We start from the raw sequence: 17947 nt of genomic DNA on the forward strand, positions 1-17947 counted from the left end.
TATATATATATAAAAGAATTTTAATTAAAATTCACTTAAATCGAGGAGGGTATTACAATATGAGTAAGAAAAGTACAAAGGCACTTGCAAGTGCTGCTCTTATGTCCTTGGTTTTAACTACAGCTCTATCAGCTGGTCCAGTTAAAGCAGCTCAAGGAAAAGTAACTAGAGTAAGCGGTGCCGACAGATATGCAACAGCTTCCCAGGTTGCTACAACAAACTGGGAAAGTGGAAGTGACAGCGTGGTATTGGTTTCAGGTGAAGGTTATGCAGATGCAGTTAGTGCTTCAGCATTGGCTAAGAAACTGGGTGCACCAATACTTTTGACTGAACCAGGTTCACTTAACGCAGATGCTCAGAAAGCACTTGATACGCTGAAACCAAAGAATGTATATGTTATTGGTGGAAATGCTTCAATTTCTCAGAGTATAAGAGATGGACTTAAAGACAAATATACTTTGACAGAATTGGGTGGGGCCAACAGATATGAAACAAATGCAGCAGTAGCTGATGAACTGGTTAAATTAGGAGTTGACGCCAGCAATGTATTGGTTGTTGGAGGAGAAGGATTCTCGGATGCCCTTTCAGTAGCACCAGTAGCAGCTGCAAAGGGACAAATACTGTTATTGGCAACCAATGACCAGGCTAAAACTCAGCCAGTAATAGATTTTGTAAAGAAAAACAACTCAAAGGCTACAGTTGTTGGAACTAAGAATATAATAAATGACACTATCTACAATGCCCTTGGAGCATCTTCAAGAGTAGATGGCGGCGCAGATAGATTTGCTACAAACATAAAAGTATTGAATAATTTCCAGGGTGACTTGAAGAGTGACAAGGTGTACATTGCAAATGCAAGCAAAGCTACACCAGATAACCTTTATGCAGATGCATTGGTAGCTTCCGCAGTAGCTGGAAAATATTCAGCACCACTGGTATTAGTGGACAAAGATGGTACAGCTGGAACAGACAATGCCATAGCTTACTTGAAAGACAACACTACTTCCAGCACTGATTTTCAGGTAATTGGAGGATTGGGAGTTGTTCCACAGGCAATAGAAGATGACATCAATGCTATCTATAATCCAACTCCAAACGGAGATCAGGCAAGTGAGGTTGAATCAATTGAGTCTGTTGGATTAAATCAAATAAAAGTTACATTTAATGGAGAAGTTGATTCCGATACAGCTGAGGATGAAAGCTATTATAAAGTGAATGGAACTTCACTTACAGATACTAATGCACATGCAACATTACAGGATAACAATAAGACTGTCTTGATAACTCTTGCTGATAAACAGAAACAAAATGATGATGTGGATGTGACGGTTAAAAAAGGAATACTTAGTGCTGACAAATCAAACACCATTTCTGAATTTACCCAGACTGTTACTTTCTCTGATACTACTGTTCCTACTGTCGATAGTGTAGAGGCTAGAGGAAATAATAAATTGACAGTTAAATTTTCAGAACCTGTTAAGATAGGAAATGGGGTAGCAAGTGATATAGATGACGGTGATGCCGAAATATCAGGATTATCTTCTTTCTTGAGCAAATTTAAAATTGATGATCAAAATATAGCAAATTTTGGACTTGACTCACAGTATTCATTAGCAAAAAATACAGTCAGTGATGGACATAATCTTTATTCAGATGAAATAGAATTTTATTTTACATCATCTCTTTCTAATGGAAGTAAGACACTAAAGATATCAGATGGTGATGATAATATTTTAAGTGATGCAGCTGCTTTCCCATTTAAAGAAACTTCGGTGGATTTTGATGTAGATACATTAACTACTAAACCAGAAATACAAAGTATAACTGCTTCAGATGATAAGGTATATATAAATTTTGACAGACCTATGGATTCAAATACAGCTCAGCTTGCGGCAAATTATGAAATTAATGGCGGCAGTACTGAATATAAAGTTACTAAGGCAGTGCTTAAGAAGGATGATACTCAAGTTAAACTTAGTGTATCTAAGCTCAATAAAGGTTCAAATACAGTATATATCAGTAATAAGGTAAAAGATGCTTATGGGAATAAAGTGGCTGATGATACTTATAAATCGTTTGAGTTGGAAGAGGATGAAACTAAGCCTTCGGTAAATTCTGTTTCGGTATTAAATAATAGTACTATAAGAGTTAGATTTAGTAAAGATGTAGATGCGATGTATGCAGTAGATACATCTAATTATAAATTAAAGGATAATGATGGTACTGATATATCAAATTATATAAGTGCTGCTTCTGATGCTACTGATTATCAAGATGGTAATACTGATCCTATTACTATTCCAGGAAATACTAAGTCACCTGTTGAAGGAGATACTACCGATGTAGTTGATATACATCTTTCTCAAGATGGTATTCATAAGTATAAGTTAACTGAGTCTAAGTACACGATAACAATAAAGAATATTCAGGACAGAGCATCAACTCCAAATGTTATAGACGATTATGTTCAAACATTTGATGGTTCCGATGATGTAGCTCCAGAGGTAGAAGGTAATGCAATAGGTTTAGAGGATTCTGATTTTGATTCTTCTAATCCGTATAGAAAAGTTGTAGTAAGCTTTAACAAAGCTATGGATGCAAGTTCACTTACTGATACAGATAATTATAAATTTAAAAATGGCAGTGGTGATACAGTAAAATTGCCAAGTGGAACGTCGATAGATACAAGTTCTGATAACAAGAGTGCTATAATAAAATTCCCATCTGCATATGGTACTCAAGGTAAATCAGGGGATAATCTTATTGATGCTATATCTGTAATTGGAGTTAAAGATGAAAATGGAAATGATATGACTGTTTCACAAACTGTGAAAGTAGTACCAGCTAGCGATACAGCTACAACTAATGTTAAACCAAATTCTATTAATGTTAAATATAATAATGATGATTTGAATGTTAATTTGAGTTTTGATAAATCAATCGATAACTTGAATGCTAGTGATTTTAAGGTTCAAGCTGTTACTCCAGATAGTGCACATAAAAATGCTGATGGTAGTATAACACTTGTATATAAAGATGGTAATCCTGGTATTAGTACTATCAAATTAGCAGGATTAGATGCTCAAATTACAACTGTTCAACAAGCAAGCATTAAAACAACTGACGTTAATGGATCACCTATAAAAGAAATAACTAATACTCCTACTCCTGTTACTCCTTATGGATTTACTGCGGCTCCAAAAACTTATGATACAGATAATTGGAATGCTACGCTAAAATCTGATGGTACTAAAGAAGTCGAAGTTAAATTTGATACTCCAATTGATTCAGGGAGTGTTAATAAGGATGACTTTACATTTGCTATAGCAGGAACAGGAACTACATTAAAAGCTGGTAGTGCCACGGTTAATGGAAGTGGAGATGGGAAAAATACAGTAGTATTTACATTTGATAGTGATGACAATTCATCTACAGCTTTAAGTAAGTTTGTAGCGGGAGCATCTTTAAAAGTTACTCCTAGAGATAATACAAAGATTTCTACTGAAGAAGATAAAAATGATGAGTATGGATATTATACTCGTTCCAGTGATGATAAAGATGGATATATAGTTGTTATAAATGGTAATTTAGATCATAGTACAACAGCAGTTAGTACAACTTATATTGTTGATAATACTGCTAAAACAATAGATTTAGCAAGTGCAACACCAACAGCAGGTGATTTAAAAACTGATTTAACTAGTGGTGGACAAAAATATACAGTTGCAGTTTTTGAATCAGATGGAACTACACCGGTTGCTGATACTGCTAATGTAGCTCCTGAAGATAAGGTTGTTATAACAGCACAAGATGGATATACATCAAGCACTTATGCTTTAAAATAAAGGTCAATAAGTTTTTGGCTTTGTTTTAAAAAGTATCTGTAGAAATGTTCTTCAGAGTTTATGAACAAAATTAAACGTACGAAAAAGTACAATATAAGAGGAGAATCGTCAGAAATGGCGGTTCTTTTTTACGTGCACCCAGCCCACAATCATGGGCGGCAGCTTGATGGGGCTAGATAGTAGCAGTTATTAGCTAAAGGCAAGGGTGTCCGTTGTGAAACTGAATCTGAAGGAAGTTGGGAGCAAAGTCTCGGCCTGAGGAATACAAACTACATACAAGGCTGAAATGTGCTAGGTAAGTTTGCGTAACAAAACGAAGCCCTAAACTATCTGAAACAGGTAGTGTAAATGTAGCAGATATGTGGAGGGAAAGTAAGCGTTCTTACCTGGGGAGATCTGATAGATATGTTATTGATATGAATTTAGAAATAACACCCCATACAGAAATGTATGACTGAACTATCAGAAGCCATAGTACATTGTAGAACGTGTAAGCATTGGAAAGACTGAACAGTATGAAGCTTTTAAAAATTAAAAAAACAAAGAAATACGTAGAAAGCAGACAACTTCATATTTAAGACTGTTTCCATGAAGATAAAGTGGAACTTGAAGATATGGAAATTTGCGAACGCAAGAAAGAACTATTGGCGTACTGACAAAAGCTCTATTTTCTTTGTGTCTATAACTAACCTTAAGTTTGAAAAAGCTGGGCTAGTGTGTTTTTACTAAAAAATATACATAAATATATTAATTCTGTTGAACCCATATTTACCAACGAGTGGTAGATATGGTAGTAATGAATGATACGTATGATTGGTGTGAAGAGACGCTAAATAAATTATTTAGCTCTTAATTGATTATTAAGTTTTAATCTGTAAAAAATAATAAAAATCCTAGAAGCATGTTATAAGAAGATCTATTTACTTGATTTTAAGTATGTACAATATCAGAATTTTGATTGTATGGTTATTAGAGCTCAATACTGAATTTCAATAATTGCCATGAATACGTTTTATTATAGCTTAATGTAAGGTGTAAAATAAGGGTGGGGGTGAGTATAGATGGCATTTACGATGAAACAAATTGACGGCATAACAGTTATCAATAACAGCGGTAAGGTTGTCTTTCATGCTAAGTATAATCCGAGATTTAGTAAAGACAGTACTTTCTTGAAGGATCCTGATAAAAACCTTTTCGAACTGTATCCTGGACTCCAGCCTGAAGACAGTACCTTGGTCGAATGTGTAAAAAATGGGAAACGTATTTACCGTGAGGATCAGAAATTTTACGATTGTAACGGTAATTTGATTAATACTGACAATGTGACTCTGCCTATTGTAAAGGGTGGCAAGGTGGTTGGGGCAATTGAGTTGTCCAGGGATATTACTTCTATTAATGATCTGGCTGGTGGTTGCAGTGGTGAAGTTAATGTGGGGCATAAAGACGGTTAAAAGGGGGTCAGTCCCCCTTCCTTTTTCTGCTAAAAAAGATTACCGGGTTTAAATGTGATTTTCACCTCCAGGAATTATTTCTACTCACAGATATTTTTAGTAAATTCAGCATCCTGCTTTTATTACACTGTAGATTATCATAAGATGTTTTGATAAAATAAAGATAGAAATATATAATAAGTTGTATAGGAACAGATGTTCTGGCAAATACTAATAATACAGTAAGATATTATTAGGAGGAGATGGTATGCCGGAAGATAGAGTTCATCATGAACATGACGTAGGTTACAAATATATATTTTCTCATAAGGAAACATTTCTGGAACTGCTGCGGGGATTTGTCAAAGAAGATTGGGTTAACTTAATAAAAAGTGAAGATTTGATACTTATTGATAAGTCATATATACTTGAAGACTTCAGTGAGGAAGAATCGGATATTGTATATAAAGTAAATTTAGGTGGGCGGGATGTTATATTTTACTTCCTTCTGGAATTTCAGTCCAGGGTGGACTACAGAATGCCTATGAGACTGCTGTTTTATATAGTTGAGATATGGAGAGAAATTTTGAAGAATACCTCAAAGAAGGAAAGACGCAGAAAAGATTTTAAATTGCCCTCAATTATTCCCATGGTGCTCTACAATGGTAAAGGCAGGTGGACTGCTTGTAGAAATTTTAGGGATGTACTGAGTGGTGGTGAACTGTTTGGCGAGAATATAATAGACTTTAGGTATATACTGTTTGATATTTACAGGTATGATGAAAATAATCTCAAAGCCATGGCAAATATGGTGTCTACTGTATTTCTTTTGGATAAAGAGATAAGCAGGGAAGATTTGATAAGGAGACTCAGGCTTACAGTCTATGCTCTTAAAAAGATAACACCGGAACAATTTGATATACTTAAAACCTGGCTTAAAGGCATAATGAAGCCAAAGTTAGATGAAAAATCCAGAGTTGAGGTAGAGGAAATATTGGAAAAGGCCAGTCAGAGGGAGGTGAATTCCATGGTATCCAATTTGGGCAAAACTATAGAGAATATTGTGAGAGAGGGTAAAACGAAGGGACTGGAAGAAGGCAGGAAGGAAGGCAGAGAACAAGGCATAAAAGAAGGCATAAAAGAAGGTAGAAAAGAAGGTAAAAAAGAAGGTATAAAAGAAGGTAGAAAAGAAGGTAGAAAAGATGGGTTGCTTCAGGGATTGGAAAAGTTATTGGGTATTAAATTTTCTGATACTTCCTGTATTGGCAGAATAAAAAAGATAGATGATGAAGATGTATTGAATTCTGTGTTTGAGGATGCAGTTAAGAGCAATTCCATTGGAGAGTTTGAAGAAAAATTGAGGCGGAGAAAATTAAATTAATGATAGTATTGGCTGATTTCCGGATAAAACCGGAAATCTTTATTTTTCAAGCTGGGGACTGACCCCATGACAATTATTGTCATGGGGTCAGTCCCCAGTTAGCGGACAAATTATGAACAGTACAAAAAGAATCATCAGAAATGGCGGTTCTTTTTGTATAGAATTATGTCATAAAAATTAATAAAGTGTAAAATTTAAGAAGGAATTATGAATTTTTTGTAGAATACTCATATAATTCTTGACTCACTTCAATAAGGAGGATATGACTTTATGAAAAATTTTAAATTGGCTTTTACTGTATTCCTAGCTTGTATGATGGTGCTTTTATGCGGCTTCTTTAATAAGAGTGGAGTTGAAGCTGCACAGAATGTAATAAGGCTTGGGGGAACTGACAGATTTGATACTTCTGTGAAAATAGCCGATTACGGGTGGAAGAGCTCCAAAAATGTTGTAATTGCAGATGGGCAGGGGAATGATGCTTTTGCCGATGCCGTAGCTGGTACATCACTTGCGTATTATCTCAGCTGTCCCATACTTTTGACCAATATTGTGACTACACCGGATATTGTAAAAAATGAAATCAAAAAGCTGGGAGCGGAAAATATTTACATAATGGGAGGAACCGGAGTCATATCGGCATCCCAGGAAAACAGCTTCAGGTCGGAAGGATACAATGTGACCAGGATAGCGGGGACGGATAGATTTGACACTGCCTGCAGAGCAGCGGACATATTGAATTCAAAATCAAAGATAAGCAAAGTGTATATAGTACCATCGGATAAATTCCAGTATGCACTTATAGCAGCACCTTATGCGGCAAGAGAGGGGGCAGCCATTTTGTTCACCGGTCCTGGTGATGAAAATATGCGGGCTGATGTAAATGGTAAGACTAGGAGTGAAATATTGAAATTGGGAGTAAAAAATGCAGTTGTGGTGGGTTCATATAATGTAGTTTCCTATGATGTAGAGGCACAGCTTGAAAATATGGGATTAAACTGCCTTACAATACATGGTACGACCCCTCAGAGTGTGGCATCAGGCTTTATGGATACAAACAAAGGCAGCGGCATTTCCATTTCCAGCGACAGCTTTTTTGCAGATGCACTTTCAAGCTCTGTCCTGACAGCCAGGCATAATTACAACCCTCTTCTCGTAAACACAAAACTCAGGTATACTCTGGATGATGTTTCAAAACCTGTATTGCTGTTCGGGGGAACTGGTGTGGTAAGTGACAGCCTGGGAAATTATATAAAGGATTCAGCCGGGGCACATGATATTTCAAATGATGAAATTTATCAGCTGCTTTCAGATTCACGGGCATCTCTGGAGGATGTCATGTATTCTGCTGACAATAAAGAACAGCTGGAAAATATTATAACTTCAGATGATGGGACAAAATATGTACCAACTCCGGATCAGTACAGCAGTTATAATAAAGTGGAGAATTTCCTTTCAAAATATGGTACGGATGATTATGTTGCAGATGAATTGGATTCTCTGGGCGATTTTTATGGATATACTTTTAATGGAAATCCGGTGAGCGTCTTGGGAAATGTGGGAATAAATTTTTATGACTTTAGAAATGTGCTTGTAACCAGGGAAGATGTTGACTACACCACTATACAGGCTGTTTATAATAGGTATGATAGTTCTGGGATTTATGAGAAGATGTATGTGACCTTGAAATTTCAAAGCAATAAATGGAAGATTTCTAACCTGATTTACAAGTAGAACAGGGGACTGACCCCCACCCAATTATTGGGCGGGGGTCAGTCCCTGTAGGTTACGGGGATTTGTCAAAGAAGATTGGGTTAATTTAATCAAGTGTTCAGATAAAGACAGTACTTTCTTGAAAGATCCTGATAAGAGCCAGAGCCTTTTTGAATTGTATCCTGGGCTTCAGCCTCTCTTTTTATCAAAGGGAAACTGACCTCCTTATATTTATTAAAGTTCTTTCAACAATAGCAAAGATATGATAATATGTAATTACAAATACAGTTATTAAATTGCAAAGGAGTTCAGCCATGGCGGAAAAAATCAAAAATATTGAAGATGCTGTAATGAAAAGCGTACTGGATGTTTTCAAAGAAGATGCCCTTGAATTCTTCGGCATAAAGGCAAAAATAATTACTGCTGCCAGAACCGAGCTAAAAAACCTTCAAATAGATACTTCTTTTATGGACTACATATTGGGTGAGGGTCTGACCCCTTGACAGTTATTGGAAAAGAAGCGTTGAAATAGCACTCCTTTTCCTTTTGCTTATATATGGATATGTATTTGACTCTTATATAAATCCAAGCCATATGGTACAATATTCATATAATGCTAAAAAGGACTGGAGGTAGTAAATTTTATGAATAAAAATACCGTAAAAACTATAGGTGGTACTGCTGTATTTTCTCTTATAATATCTGCAGCTGTCCCTGTAGTTCCTGTAAAAGCTTCAGAAAATCAGCTTGTTCAGCTGGGAGGCACAGACAGCTATGAAACTGCGGCAGCTGTTGCAGACTCCAATTGGACTAGCAGTGATAATGTGATACTCGTATCCAGCGAAGGCTATGCAGATGCTATTAGTGCAGTAGTGCTTTCAAAACAGTTGAATGCACCGATACTTTTAACTGGAAGTTCAAGTTTAAACAGTACTACAAGTGATGAAATAAGTAAATTGAAACCGAAGAATATATATATAATAGGCGGAGAATCGGTAATATCTGAGAGTGTGAGGACACAGCTGAGAAACAGTAATTATAATCTGATTGAACTTTCCGGCAAAAACAGGTATGAGACCAATGCTGCTGTGGCAGGGGAACTTGTGAAACTTGGAGTGGATCCCTCGGATGTCATGATGGTGGGTGGAAGCGGATTCTCAGATGCTCTTTCTGCAGCTCCGGCAGCTTCTGCCAGAGATGAAATACTTCTTCTTGGCGATAATGACAGCACTGCCATGTCTTCCGTAAGCAGTTTTGTGAAGAGCAACAATTCCAGGGTTACAGTTGTAGGTACAAAGAATATTATAGGTGAAAGTATTTATAATTCTTTGGGAGCAGTTAAGAGGATAGAGGGCGGCGCTGACAGATTTGCAACCAATCTCAACGTGCTCAGGGCTTTTGACGAAAACCTGAAACCGAACAGCATATATGTGGCCAACGCCAGCGGCGGAAGGTATGCTGATGCTCTCGTAGCAGCCTCTGTTGCGGGAATAAAATCTTCACCTCTGGTACTTGTAAACGGGGATGGAGATCTGCAGACCGAAGGTGCGTTGAATTATATTAAATCGAAAGCTGGTTCTGATTCAGAAGTAAATGTAATATCGGAAAAGGGAGTTATTTCGGACAATACCATTTCGGATATAAAGAATGCAGCAGGTGGAACTGTAGAGGACAGTGACACGGTGAAATCTGTAACTGCAGTTGGCTTGAATCAGGTAAAGGTCGTATTTAATACTGCTGTTGACAAGAATTCTGCCGAGAGAACTGCAAATTATGAGATAGATGGAAATTCATTGGGTTCTGAAGCCCAGACGCAATCTTCCGCATATCTCCAGGATGATGACAGGACTGTTGTAATCACCTTCAGGAATACATTTTCCCAGGGGAAAAAGGTCACATTTACTGTAAAAGGTAATATTCTCGATGATACTTCTTCTTCCAACATAGACAAATATGAGAAGGATATTACATTTCAGGAAACCGGTTCTCCTTCCATAAGTTCCGTGGATGCGGTGGGAGGCAATAAACTGAAGGTCAGATTTTCCGAGCCTGTGAGAATGCAGGAAAGTGATCTGTCTTCCATGAAGATAAACAAGAGAAGCGTGAGAAACTACGGGCTTGATACTTCCCATACCGAGCTTGTAAATCAATCCGGGGATTGGGCAGACGGGGTTGATCTCTATTTTGACTCCATACTTCCCATAGGTGACAATACCTTTACCATGCCTGATGGTACGTCGGGGAGCAAATTTGACAATGGGGCCAATATTCCTATCCAGAGTCAGTCCAGGGAATTTACGGTTGAATCTGTATCGGGAAGTCCTAAGGTTGAAAGTGTTACCACAAATAATGCAGGGACCATATATATAAAGTACAACAGGGCAATGGATACTGACACAGCTCTTGAACCTTCCAACTATAAGATAAATGGGGATACTGTGGATGTGGATTCTTCCTATGTTACTTTTGATTCCGGATCCGGGGACAGCGTAGTGAAGATAAAGAATATAGGAAGCATGATGAATCAGGGCACTAATACCATTTTGATCAAGGATAACGTAGAGGATACCTTCCAGAATACAATCAGCCAGACTAGCATGACCCTTTACTATGGAAGCAGCAGCCAGAAACCTTCAGTTACATCTGCGAATATTCTGGATGAAGAGACTATAAGAGTTAAGTTTGACAAGGACGTGGTGAGAAGTTATGCTACTAATAAGGGCAATTATACCCTTGTGGATTCTGAGGGAAATGATGTAAGTTATAAGCTCAACAATGTAAATACCATAACGGTGGATGGGAACAATAACAGGACTTTTGATCTCAAATTTGATGACAATACCTTGAATGGTTCAAAGTACACTTTGACCGTAAAAAACATCATAGATACAGAGGCAAAGCCAAATGTAATGGATACTTATACTGCTGTGCTTTCCGGTATGGACAATGAAGGACTTAAAGTTACGGAAATAGTAAAGAGAGCGGATAATTCCCAGGCTGTAGCAATGTTTTTCAACCGTACTATGGATGATGATTCCATATCTGACAAGTCAAACTATGTGTTCAGGGATGGAACCGGAGAAGTGAGAAATCTTCCGGGAGGGGCATCTGTAACATCTTCTTTTGACGACAAGAGCGTGACTATCGAATTTCCTTCAAGCTACAATATAGGCAGCGGCACTACAGCCAGGGATGTAATTCAAGTTGGAGTCAAGGATGTAGTTGATGAGGATGGAAATTCTCTGGATTTGGGCTCATATATAGGTGACATAAGCACCGTCAGCAGCAGCGGTCCTGGAATTATATCCGGTACTGCACAGATGACTTTTATAGGTGATGATATAAGAGTGAAGGTTTCTCTTTCTGCGGCCCTTGATGTTTTTGTCATGGGTGACTTCAGGGTTGATGGAAACAAGCCTGACAGCGGCACTACCGTTGGAAATGATGTTATTCTCATATATAAAGCCGGCGTGAAAAATGGTGATAAGATAGAAGATATAAAGAATTCTGGTGAAAGTACCAGTGTGAGCATAGTGGGCAATAGTTCTGTGGATTCTGCAGGACGTAATATAAGGACAGGTTCCACTAAAGTCTATATACCTCCTATGACGAAATCCGATCAGTTTACAGCAACCAGTGCTTCAAATACGGATACTGTAAATGTGGTCTTCAACCAGGATGTGGATACCGCCATACAGAATCAATATGGAGATGATTTCGTATTTAAGGATTTGACTACAGGGAAAACACTCACTCCGAATGCCATAAGTGTTGATGGCAAAACGGTTATCTATAGATTCAGCAGCTCTTCCTTTGACAAGGGCGATACAGTCAAAGTGTCTGCCAGCGGCACTTCTTCTGCCATAAGCATAAGAAGCGAGAAACATGACAATGCTGCATACACAACTTATTCGCCTTCAAGTGACGATTTGGACGGATATAACATCACAGTGAAGTAATTGTTTGGGGTCAGACCCCCATCCAGTTAGTGGATGGGGGTCTGACCCCATAACAATATTTGGAAAAGGAGCGCTATTTTAGTGCTTCCTTTTCTTTCGTTTTGATTAAAGACACCTGCTTATGAGCATAATTTAAGACAAAAGAAGATGGTGGGAAGATGGGTTCATGATTTTTCTGTGAGTCCTTATTGTTGGTTGATTCCATAGCATGAAAAGAATATAATATGATTAGAATGTTACTATAAGGAGTTGATACCATGCAGATTAAACCGTCCGCAAGCATCCGACAGAACTATAATGAAATTGCGGCTTTATGCAAATCTTCCGGTGAGCCTGTCTATCTTACAAAAAATGGTGAGGGCGACCTCGTGGTTATGGATATAGAAGCGTTTAACCGTCGTGAAAAAATGTTAAAACTAAGAGAAGAGCTGTTATCTGTTGAGGAAGATCGTGTGGCTGGTCGTACGGGAAGTACACCGGATGAGTTGGACAGCTATCTGGACAGCATTATAGATGAGGTGGAACATGGAAAAGAGACCTCAATATAAAATAGTTGTTTCAGACCGTGCCCGTCAGATGCTGGTGTGTCATGTCCGATTTCTGGCACAGAAAAGTCCAACAGCTGCCCGTAAAATAAAAAATGGCCTAATGGATGCCATTCGATCTCTTTACCAAATGCCGGAGCGTTTTCCATTTCTGTATGCTGAATTTATTCCTCCAAATAAATACCATAAGATGTTCGTAGAAAAATGGTATCTGATTTTATATCAGATTAAGGATCAGACGGTGTACGTTGACTATATTGTAGATTGTAGGCAGGATTATGGGTGGTTGGTAAAATGAGGGGTCTGACCCCATAACAATATTTGGAAAAGGAGCGCTATTTTAGCGCTTCTTTTTCTTTCGTTTTGATTAAAGACACCTGCTTATGAGCATAATTTAAGACAAAAGAAGGTGGTGGGAATATGGCTAGGGCAAAGAGAGAGTGGTTTCCAGGTGCACGGTATCATATAATTTGCAGAGGAAATCATAAAAATGATTTATTTAAAGATGAGAAAGATTATCAGGTCTATTTGAACATATTGAAATATGTGAAGAAGAAGTTGGGATATGACTTATACTGTTACTGCTTCATGACAAATCATGTTCATATGCTTATTGGGACAGAAGAAATGCATATAGGCAGGATTATGAAGAGAATAAATATGATTTACTCAATTTATTTTAATAAAAGATATAATCTCATAGGTCATTTGTTCCAGGACAGATATAAATCTAGACTGATAAAAGATGATGTGCATATGCTTGAGGCAAGCAGATATATACATTTAAATCCTGTAAAAGCCAATATGGTAAAAAATCCTGAAGATTACAAGTGGAGCAGTTATAGAAGTATTATAGGATTATCTGAAGAAAAAATAATTAATCCAGAAAAGATACTTTTTTATTTTGAAGATAGGGAAAACTATAAAAAATTTGTTGTATGGGGTCTGACCCCATGACAGAAAATGTAAATAAAAATGAACGAAAAAATAGTTGATAAAGTTGATAGATTTATATAGCAAAGCATGGATTATAGATTATAATAAAGGTAAAAGAGTATTTTAAATAGGAAATCATTTGACTTTTATAAAATGTTTCGATAATTGCTATAGGTACTTTTTATGGAGCGTATCTTATTAATTATTGGGGCTTTAATTATCTCCTAGAGGGAATAAAATAACTGATGGATTAATAAATGATATTATAGTGTTTTTATTGATAAAGGGGATGTGAATTTATGAAAAATTTTAAATCACTTTTTACTGTATTTTTAACTTGTGTAATAGTTCTTTTATGTGGTTTCTTTAATGAGAATGGGGCTGAAGCTGCACAGAATACAATAAGGCTTGGAGGATCTGACAGATTTGATACATCTGTGAAAATAGCCGACTATGGATGGAAAAATTCTACAAATGTTGTGATTGCAGATGCACAGGGGAATGATGCCTTTGCCGATGCCACCGCCGGTACATCACTGGCATATTACCTCAACTGCCCCATACTTTTGACTGATATTGAGAGTACGCCTGATGTTGTAAAAAATGAAATCAAAAATCTGGGTGCAAAAAATGTTTATATAATGGGAGGAACCGGAGTTATATCGGCATCCCAGGAAAACAGCTTCAAGTCGGAAGGATACAATGTGACCAGGATAGCAGGGACAGATAGATTTGACACTGCCTGCATGGCAGCGGACATATTGAATTCAAAATCAAAGATAAGCAAAGTATATATAGTGCCCTCGGATAAATTCCAGTATGCACTTATAGCAGCGCCCTACGCGGCAAGAGAAGGGGCAGCTATCTTGTTTACTGGTTCTGGTGATAAAAATATGCGATCTTATATAAATGATAGGACCAGGAGTGAAATATCGAAATTGGGAGTAAAAGATGCAGTTGTGGTGGGTTCATATAATGTAGTTCCCTATGATGCAGTTGCACAACTTGAAAATATGGGAGTCAGCTGTCTTACAATACATGGCACGACTCCTCAGAGTGTGGCATGGAACTTTATGGATACAAATAAGGGCAGCGGCATTTCCATTTCCAGTGACAGCTTTTTTGCAGATGCACTTTCGAGTTCTGTTCTGACAGCCAGGTACAATTACAACCCTCTTCTTGTAAATACAAAACTCAGGTATACCCTGGATGACACTTCAAAACCTGTGTTGCTGTTCGGTGGAACTGGTGTGGTAAGTGACAACCTGGGGAATTATATAAAGGATTCAGCCATGGCACATGATATTTCAAATGATGAGATTTACCAGTTGTTTTCAGATTCGCAGGTATCTCTGGAGGATGTCATGTATTCTGTTGACAATAAAGAACAGCTGGAAAATATTATAACTTCAGATGATGGGACAGAATATGTACCAGTTCCCGATCAATACAGCAGTTATGAGAAGATTAAAGATGTGATTTCAAGATATGATACGGATGATTATGCTGAAACTCAATTAGGTTATCTGAAGAATTTTTATGGATATGCTTTTAATGGAAAAACCATGAGCGTTTTGGGGAATGTGGGGATAGGCTTTTATGACCTTAGAAATGTGCTTGAAAGCAGGGAAGATGTTGACAACACCACTATACGAGTTAGTTACAATAGTTATAGTAGTGGGGGCTCGAATGATTATGAGAAGATGATTGCAACCTTGAAATTTGAAAACAATAGATGGAAGATTTCTGATATAAGTTAAGTGAAGATCTGATACTTATTGACAAGTCATATATACTTGAAGACTTCAGTGAGGAAGAATCGGATATTGTATATAAAGTAAATTTAGATGGGCGGGATGTTATATTTTACATCCTTCTGGAATTTCAGTCCAGAGTGGACTACAGGATGCCTATGAGACTGCTGTTTTATATAGTTGAGATATGGAGAGAAATTTTGAAGAATACCTCAAAAAAGGAAAGGCGCAGAAAAGATTTTAAACTGCCCTCAATTATTCCCATGGTGCTCTACAATGGTAAAGGCAGGTGGACTGTTTGTAGAAATTTTAGGGATATACTGAGTGGTGGTGAACTGTTTGGCGAGAATATAATAGACTTTAGGTATATACTGTTTGATATTTACAGGTATGATGAAAATAATCTCAAAGCCATGGCAAACATGGTATCTACTGTATTTCTATTGGATAAAGAGATAAGCAGGGAAGATTTGATAAGGAGACTTAGGCTGACAGTCTATGCTCTTAAAAAGATAACACCGGAACAATTTGATATACTTAAAACCTGGCTTAAAGGTATAATGAAACCAAAGTTAGATGAAAAATCCAGAGTTGAGGTAGAGGAAATATTGGAAAAAGCTAGTCAGAGGGAGGTGAATTCCATGGTATCCAATTTGGGCAAAACTATAGAGAATATTGTGAAAGAGGGTAAAACGAAGGGACTGGAAGAAGGCAGGAAGGAAGGCAGAGAACAAGGCATAAAAGAAGGTAGAAAAGATGGGTTGCTTCAGGGATTGGAAAAGTTATTGGGTATTAAATTTTCTGATACTTCCTGTATTGGAAGAATAAGAAAGATAGATGATGAAGATATATTGAATTCTGTGTTTGAGGATGCAGTTAAAAGCAATTCCATTGGAGAGTTTGAAGAAAGATTGAGACAGAGGAAATTAAACTAGCTGCAGCCTCAAACTCGGATTTAGTTGGAACTGCCGCATAATTCAATTATGAAGCAGTTCTTTTTGGTGTTTGTTTTAATGGCTGCAGTTATGGACATGGTTGGTGCAGCTGTGGTTGTTATCCTGATGATGATTGTATTTTATGTGGGCATCAAAATTTAAATTCCCTTCAAGATAATCCTTTACAGCATTATCAGCGCTGCCGCTGACGCCTCCAAAAAATTGGATGCCTTTTTCAGCCAGGGCATTCTGGGCACCTTCCCCTATACCACCGCAGATTAATATTGAAACTTCTAGGGATTTGAGTATGTTTACCAATGCTCCATGTCCATTGCCATTTGTGGATACTATTTTACTGTCTGTAATTTTATTGTTTTCTGTTTTATAAATTTTAAATTGTTCCGTCCTGCCGAAATGCTGAAATATTTGTCCATTTTCATAAGGTACTGAAATGATCATGAAATTTTCCCCCCTGTATTTTAAATCAAATTTTTATCTATTGCAAAGCTTTTTAGGACAGTGAATGCACCTGCACTTTTTAGTGGAATCACTGCAGAGAATGTAATTTCCTCCGTTAATGTGAAGTTCTTTTCCTTTTACTATGCATTCTGCCAATTTTGTTCTGGCACTGCTGTAAATTGACTGGACAGTGGTTCTGGCAATTTTCATCTGCCGGGCACATTGAATTTGCGTAAGCCTTTCGAGGTCAATAAGTCTTATGGTCTCAAACTCATCTACCGTCATATGAATTGTTTCAACGATATCTTTTGAAGAACTAAGGGGACCAAAATTTTGTTTTTCGGGAAGGCAGCATATCTGTCTGCATTTGGTTGGCCTCGGCATAAGCTCATCACCTTTCTTTTTGTATAGTAAATGACATATGTCATTTATAATTTAATTATAAATCATTATTGGCATATGTCAATAATAACTGTCCCCATCGGTCGTGAATAAATTGTGAACAAAATAAACGGGCAAGACAGGGTAATGATATTTGAAAGGCTGTTGAAGAAAAAATCCAGGCATACACCTGTAACAAAAACATACATGTGTATGCTTTTGTTACATAATGGAAGATGAAGTAAAATATTTGATAGGAAATTTGAGTACTGCTTGTAACAAGATTGAGGAAAATAAAATAACTGAACAAAAAATTTTTACACTGAAAAATGAATACAATAAAAAAATAACTGGTGAAGATGAAAGGGTTGACAGGATATTTTAGAAAAATTAAGCGGGTATGATAAAAAAATTAATGAGATTGAGCATTATTGCCAGATGAAAATAGACAACCTGGAAAAAGAAAATTCTAAATTGAGAAAAAATGTACATGAATTTAACAAAAAGGGCGTAATTCTCCTATCTTGTATAAGTTGGAGATGAATAGTCCTTGTTATTTTAGGTTCGATGCCTAAAATAATAACTACTTGACGAATTATTATATATGATGTA

The 17947-nt window shown here is 37.1% G+C and carries 14 protein-coding genes; 12 read left to right on the forward strand and 2 right to left on the reverse strand.

Annotated elements, in window-relative coordinates; all coding sequences use genetic code 11:
- Positions 1-59 precede the first annotated feature (59 nt).
- From J5G60_RS08400 to J5G60_RS08450, 11 genes are all read left to right on the forward strand, one after another.
- On the forward strand, positions 60-3845 hold the full coding sequence (locus tag J5G60_RS08400; protein WP_150358116.1) for a cell wall-binding repeat-containing protein: 3786 nt from the start codon (positions 60-62) through the stop codon (positions 3843-3845).
- A 1061-nt stretch (positions 3846-4906) separates the two neighbouring features.
- Positions 4907-5296 carry a hypothetical protein gene (locus J5G60_RS08405; RefSeq protein ID WP_150358115.1) on the forward strand — a complete coding sequence of 130 codons (390 nt, stop codon included), beginning with the start codon at positions 4907-4909 and terminating at the stop codon, positions 5294-5296.
- Between the two features lie 247 nt (positions 5297-5543).
- Positions 5544-6656 (forward strand): Rpn family recombination-promoting nuclease/putative transposase, encoded by a 1113-nt coding sequence (locus tag J5G60_RS08410; protein ID WP_150358114.1) that lies wholly within the window; start codon positions 5544-5546, stop codon positions 6654-6656.
- A gap of 270 nt (positions 6657-6926) precedes the next feature.
- A complete protein-coding gene (locus tag J5G60_RS08415; protein WP_150358113.1) occupies positions 6927-8387 on the forward strand; it encodes a cell wall-binding repeat-containing protein in 1461 nt (486 codons plus the stop codon).
- 293 nt (positions 8388-8680) lie between these two features.
- On the forward strand, positions 8681-8869 hold the full coding sequence (locus J5G60_RS08420) for a hypothetical protein (protein ID WP_150358112.1): 189 nt from the start codon (positions 8681-8683) through the stop codon (positions 8867-8869).
- Positions 8870-9010: 141 nt separating this feature from the next.
- Positions 9011-12325, forward strand: coding sequence for a cell wall-binding repeat-containing protein (locus tag J5G60_RS08425; protein ID WP_150358111.1), 3315 nt, complete (start codon positions 9011-9013; stop codon positions 12323-12325).
- 257 nt (positions 12326-12582) lie between these two features.
- Positions 12583-12873 carry a type II toxin-antitoxin system Phd/YefM family antitoxin gene (locus J5G60_RS08430; RefSeq protein WP_150358110.1) on the forward strand — a complete coding sequence of 97 codons (291 nt, stop codon included), beginning with the start codon at positions 12583-12585 and terminating at the stop codon, positions 12871-12873.
- Entirely contained in the window at positions 12851-13168 is a 318-nt protein-coding gene (locus J5G60_RS08435; protein ID WP_150358109.1) for a type II toxin-antitoxin system RelE/ParE family toxin, read from the forward strand. The genes J5G60_RS08430 and J5G60_RS08435 overlap by 23 nt, the downstream gene beginning before the upstream one ends.
- Before the next feature lie 122 nt (positions 13169-13290).
- A complete protein-coding gene (locus tag J5G60_RS08440; protein WP_150358108.1) occupies positions 13291-13827 on the forward strand; it encodes a transposase in 537 nt (178 codons plus the stop codon).
- A 278-nt stretch (positions 13828-14105) separates the two neighbouring features.
- Positions 14106-15566 (forward strand): cell wall-binding repeat-containing protein, encoded by a 1461-nt coding sequence (locus J5G60_RS08445; protein ID WP_150358107.1) that lies wholly within the window; start codon positions 14106-14108, stop codon positions 15564-15566.
- Between the two features lie 17 nt (positions 15567-15583).
- Positions 15584-16495: an Rpn family recombination-promoting nuclease/putative transposase gene (locus J5G60_RS08450; RefSeq protein ID WP_268905681.1), complete on the forward strand. Its 912-nt coding sequence runs from the start codon at positions 15584-15586 to the stop codon at positions 16493-16495.
- Positions 16496-16570: 75 nt separating this feature from the next.
- On the opposite strand, the gene J5G60_RS08455 is transcribed toward J5G60_RS08450, so the two are convergent.
- Positions 16571-16954 (reverse strand): NifB/NifX family molybdenum-iron cluster-binding protein, encoded by a 384-nt coding sequence (locus J5G60_RS08455; protein WP_150358106.1) that lies wholly within the window; start codon positions 16952-16954, stop codon positions 16571-16573.
- Positions 16955-16987: 33 nt separating this feature from the next.
- The gene (locus J5G60_RS08460) at positions 16988-17338 is read right to left on the reverse strand and encodes a DUF134 domain-containing protein (protein ID WP_150358105.1); all 351 of its coding nucleotides are present in this window, start codon (positions 17336-17338) and stop codon (positions 16988-16990) included.
- Between the two features lie 247 nt (positions 17339-17585).
- Here J5G60_RS08460 and J5G60_RS19045 point away from each other — a divergent pair, with 247 nt between their 5' ends.
- Positions 17586-17720, forward strand: coding sequence for a hypothetical protein (locus J5G60_RS19045; RefSeq protein WP_268905680.1), 135 nt, complete (start codon positions 17586-17588; stop codon positions 17718-17720).
- Positions 17721-17947: the final 227 nt, after the last annotated feature.

The sequence above is a fragment of the Clostridium sp. HV4-5-A1G genome, assembly GCF_900184915.1.
Classification (GTDB): domain Bacteria; phylum Bacillota; class Clostridia; order Clostridiales; family Clostridiaceae; genus Clostridium_B; species Clostridium_B aromativorans.

Bases quoted from the DNA above. Each gene is read 5' to 3' on its own strand.
- J5G60_RS08400 (WP_150358116.1), top strand. From the start codon at position 60: ATGAGTAAGAAAAGTACAAAGGCACTTGCAAGTGCTGCTCTTATGTCC.
- J5G60_RS08430 (WP_150358110.1), top strand. From the start codon at position 12,583: ATGCAGATTAAACCGTCCGCAAGCATCCGACAGAACTATAATGAAATT.
- J5G60_RS08460 (WP_150358105.1), bottom strand. From the start codon at position 17,338: ATGCCGAGGCCAACCAAATGCAGACAGATATGCTGCCTTCCCGAAAAA.
- J5G60_RS08445 (WP_150358107.1), top strand. From the start codon at position 14,106: ATGAAAAATTTTAAATCACTTTTTACTGTATTTTTAACTTGTGTAATA.
- J5G60_RS08425 (WP_150358111.1), top strand. From the start codon at position 9,011: ATGAATAAAAATACCGTAAAAACTATAGGTGGTACTGCTGTATTTTCT.
- J5G60_RS08435 (WP_150358109.1), top strand. From the start codon at position 12,851: ATGGAAAAGAGACCTCAATATAAAATAGTTGTTTCAGACCGTGCCCGT.
- J5G60_RS08405 (WP_150358115.1), top strand. From the start codon at position 4,907: ATGGCATTTACGATGAAACAAATTGACGGCATAACAGTTATCAATAAC.
- J5G60_RS08420 (WP_150358112.1), top strand. From the start codon at position 8,681: ATGGCGGAAAAAATCAAAAATATTGAAGATGCTGTAATGAAAAGCGTA.
- J5G60_RS08440 (WP_150358108.1), top strand. From the start codon at position 13,291: ATGGCTAGGGCAAAGAGAGAGTGGTTTCCAGGTGCACGGTATCATATA.
- J5G60_RS08415 (WP_150358113.1), top strand. From the start codon at position 6,927: ATGAAAAATTTTAAATTGGCTTTTACTGTATTCCTAGCTTGTATGATG.
- J5G60_RS08410 (WP_150358114.1), top strand. From the start codon at position 5,544: ATGCCGGAAGATAGAGTTCATCATGAACATGACGTAGGTTACAAATAT.
- J5G60_RS08455 (WP_150358106.1), bottom strand. From the start codon at position 16,954: ATGATCATTTCAGTACCTTATGAAAATGGACAAATATTTCAGCATTTC.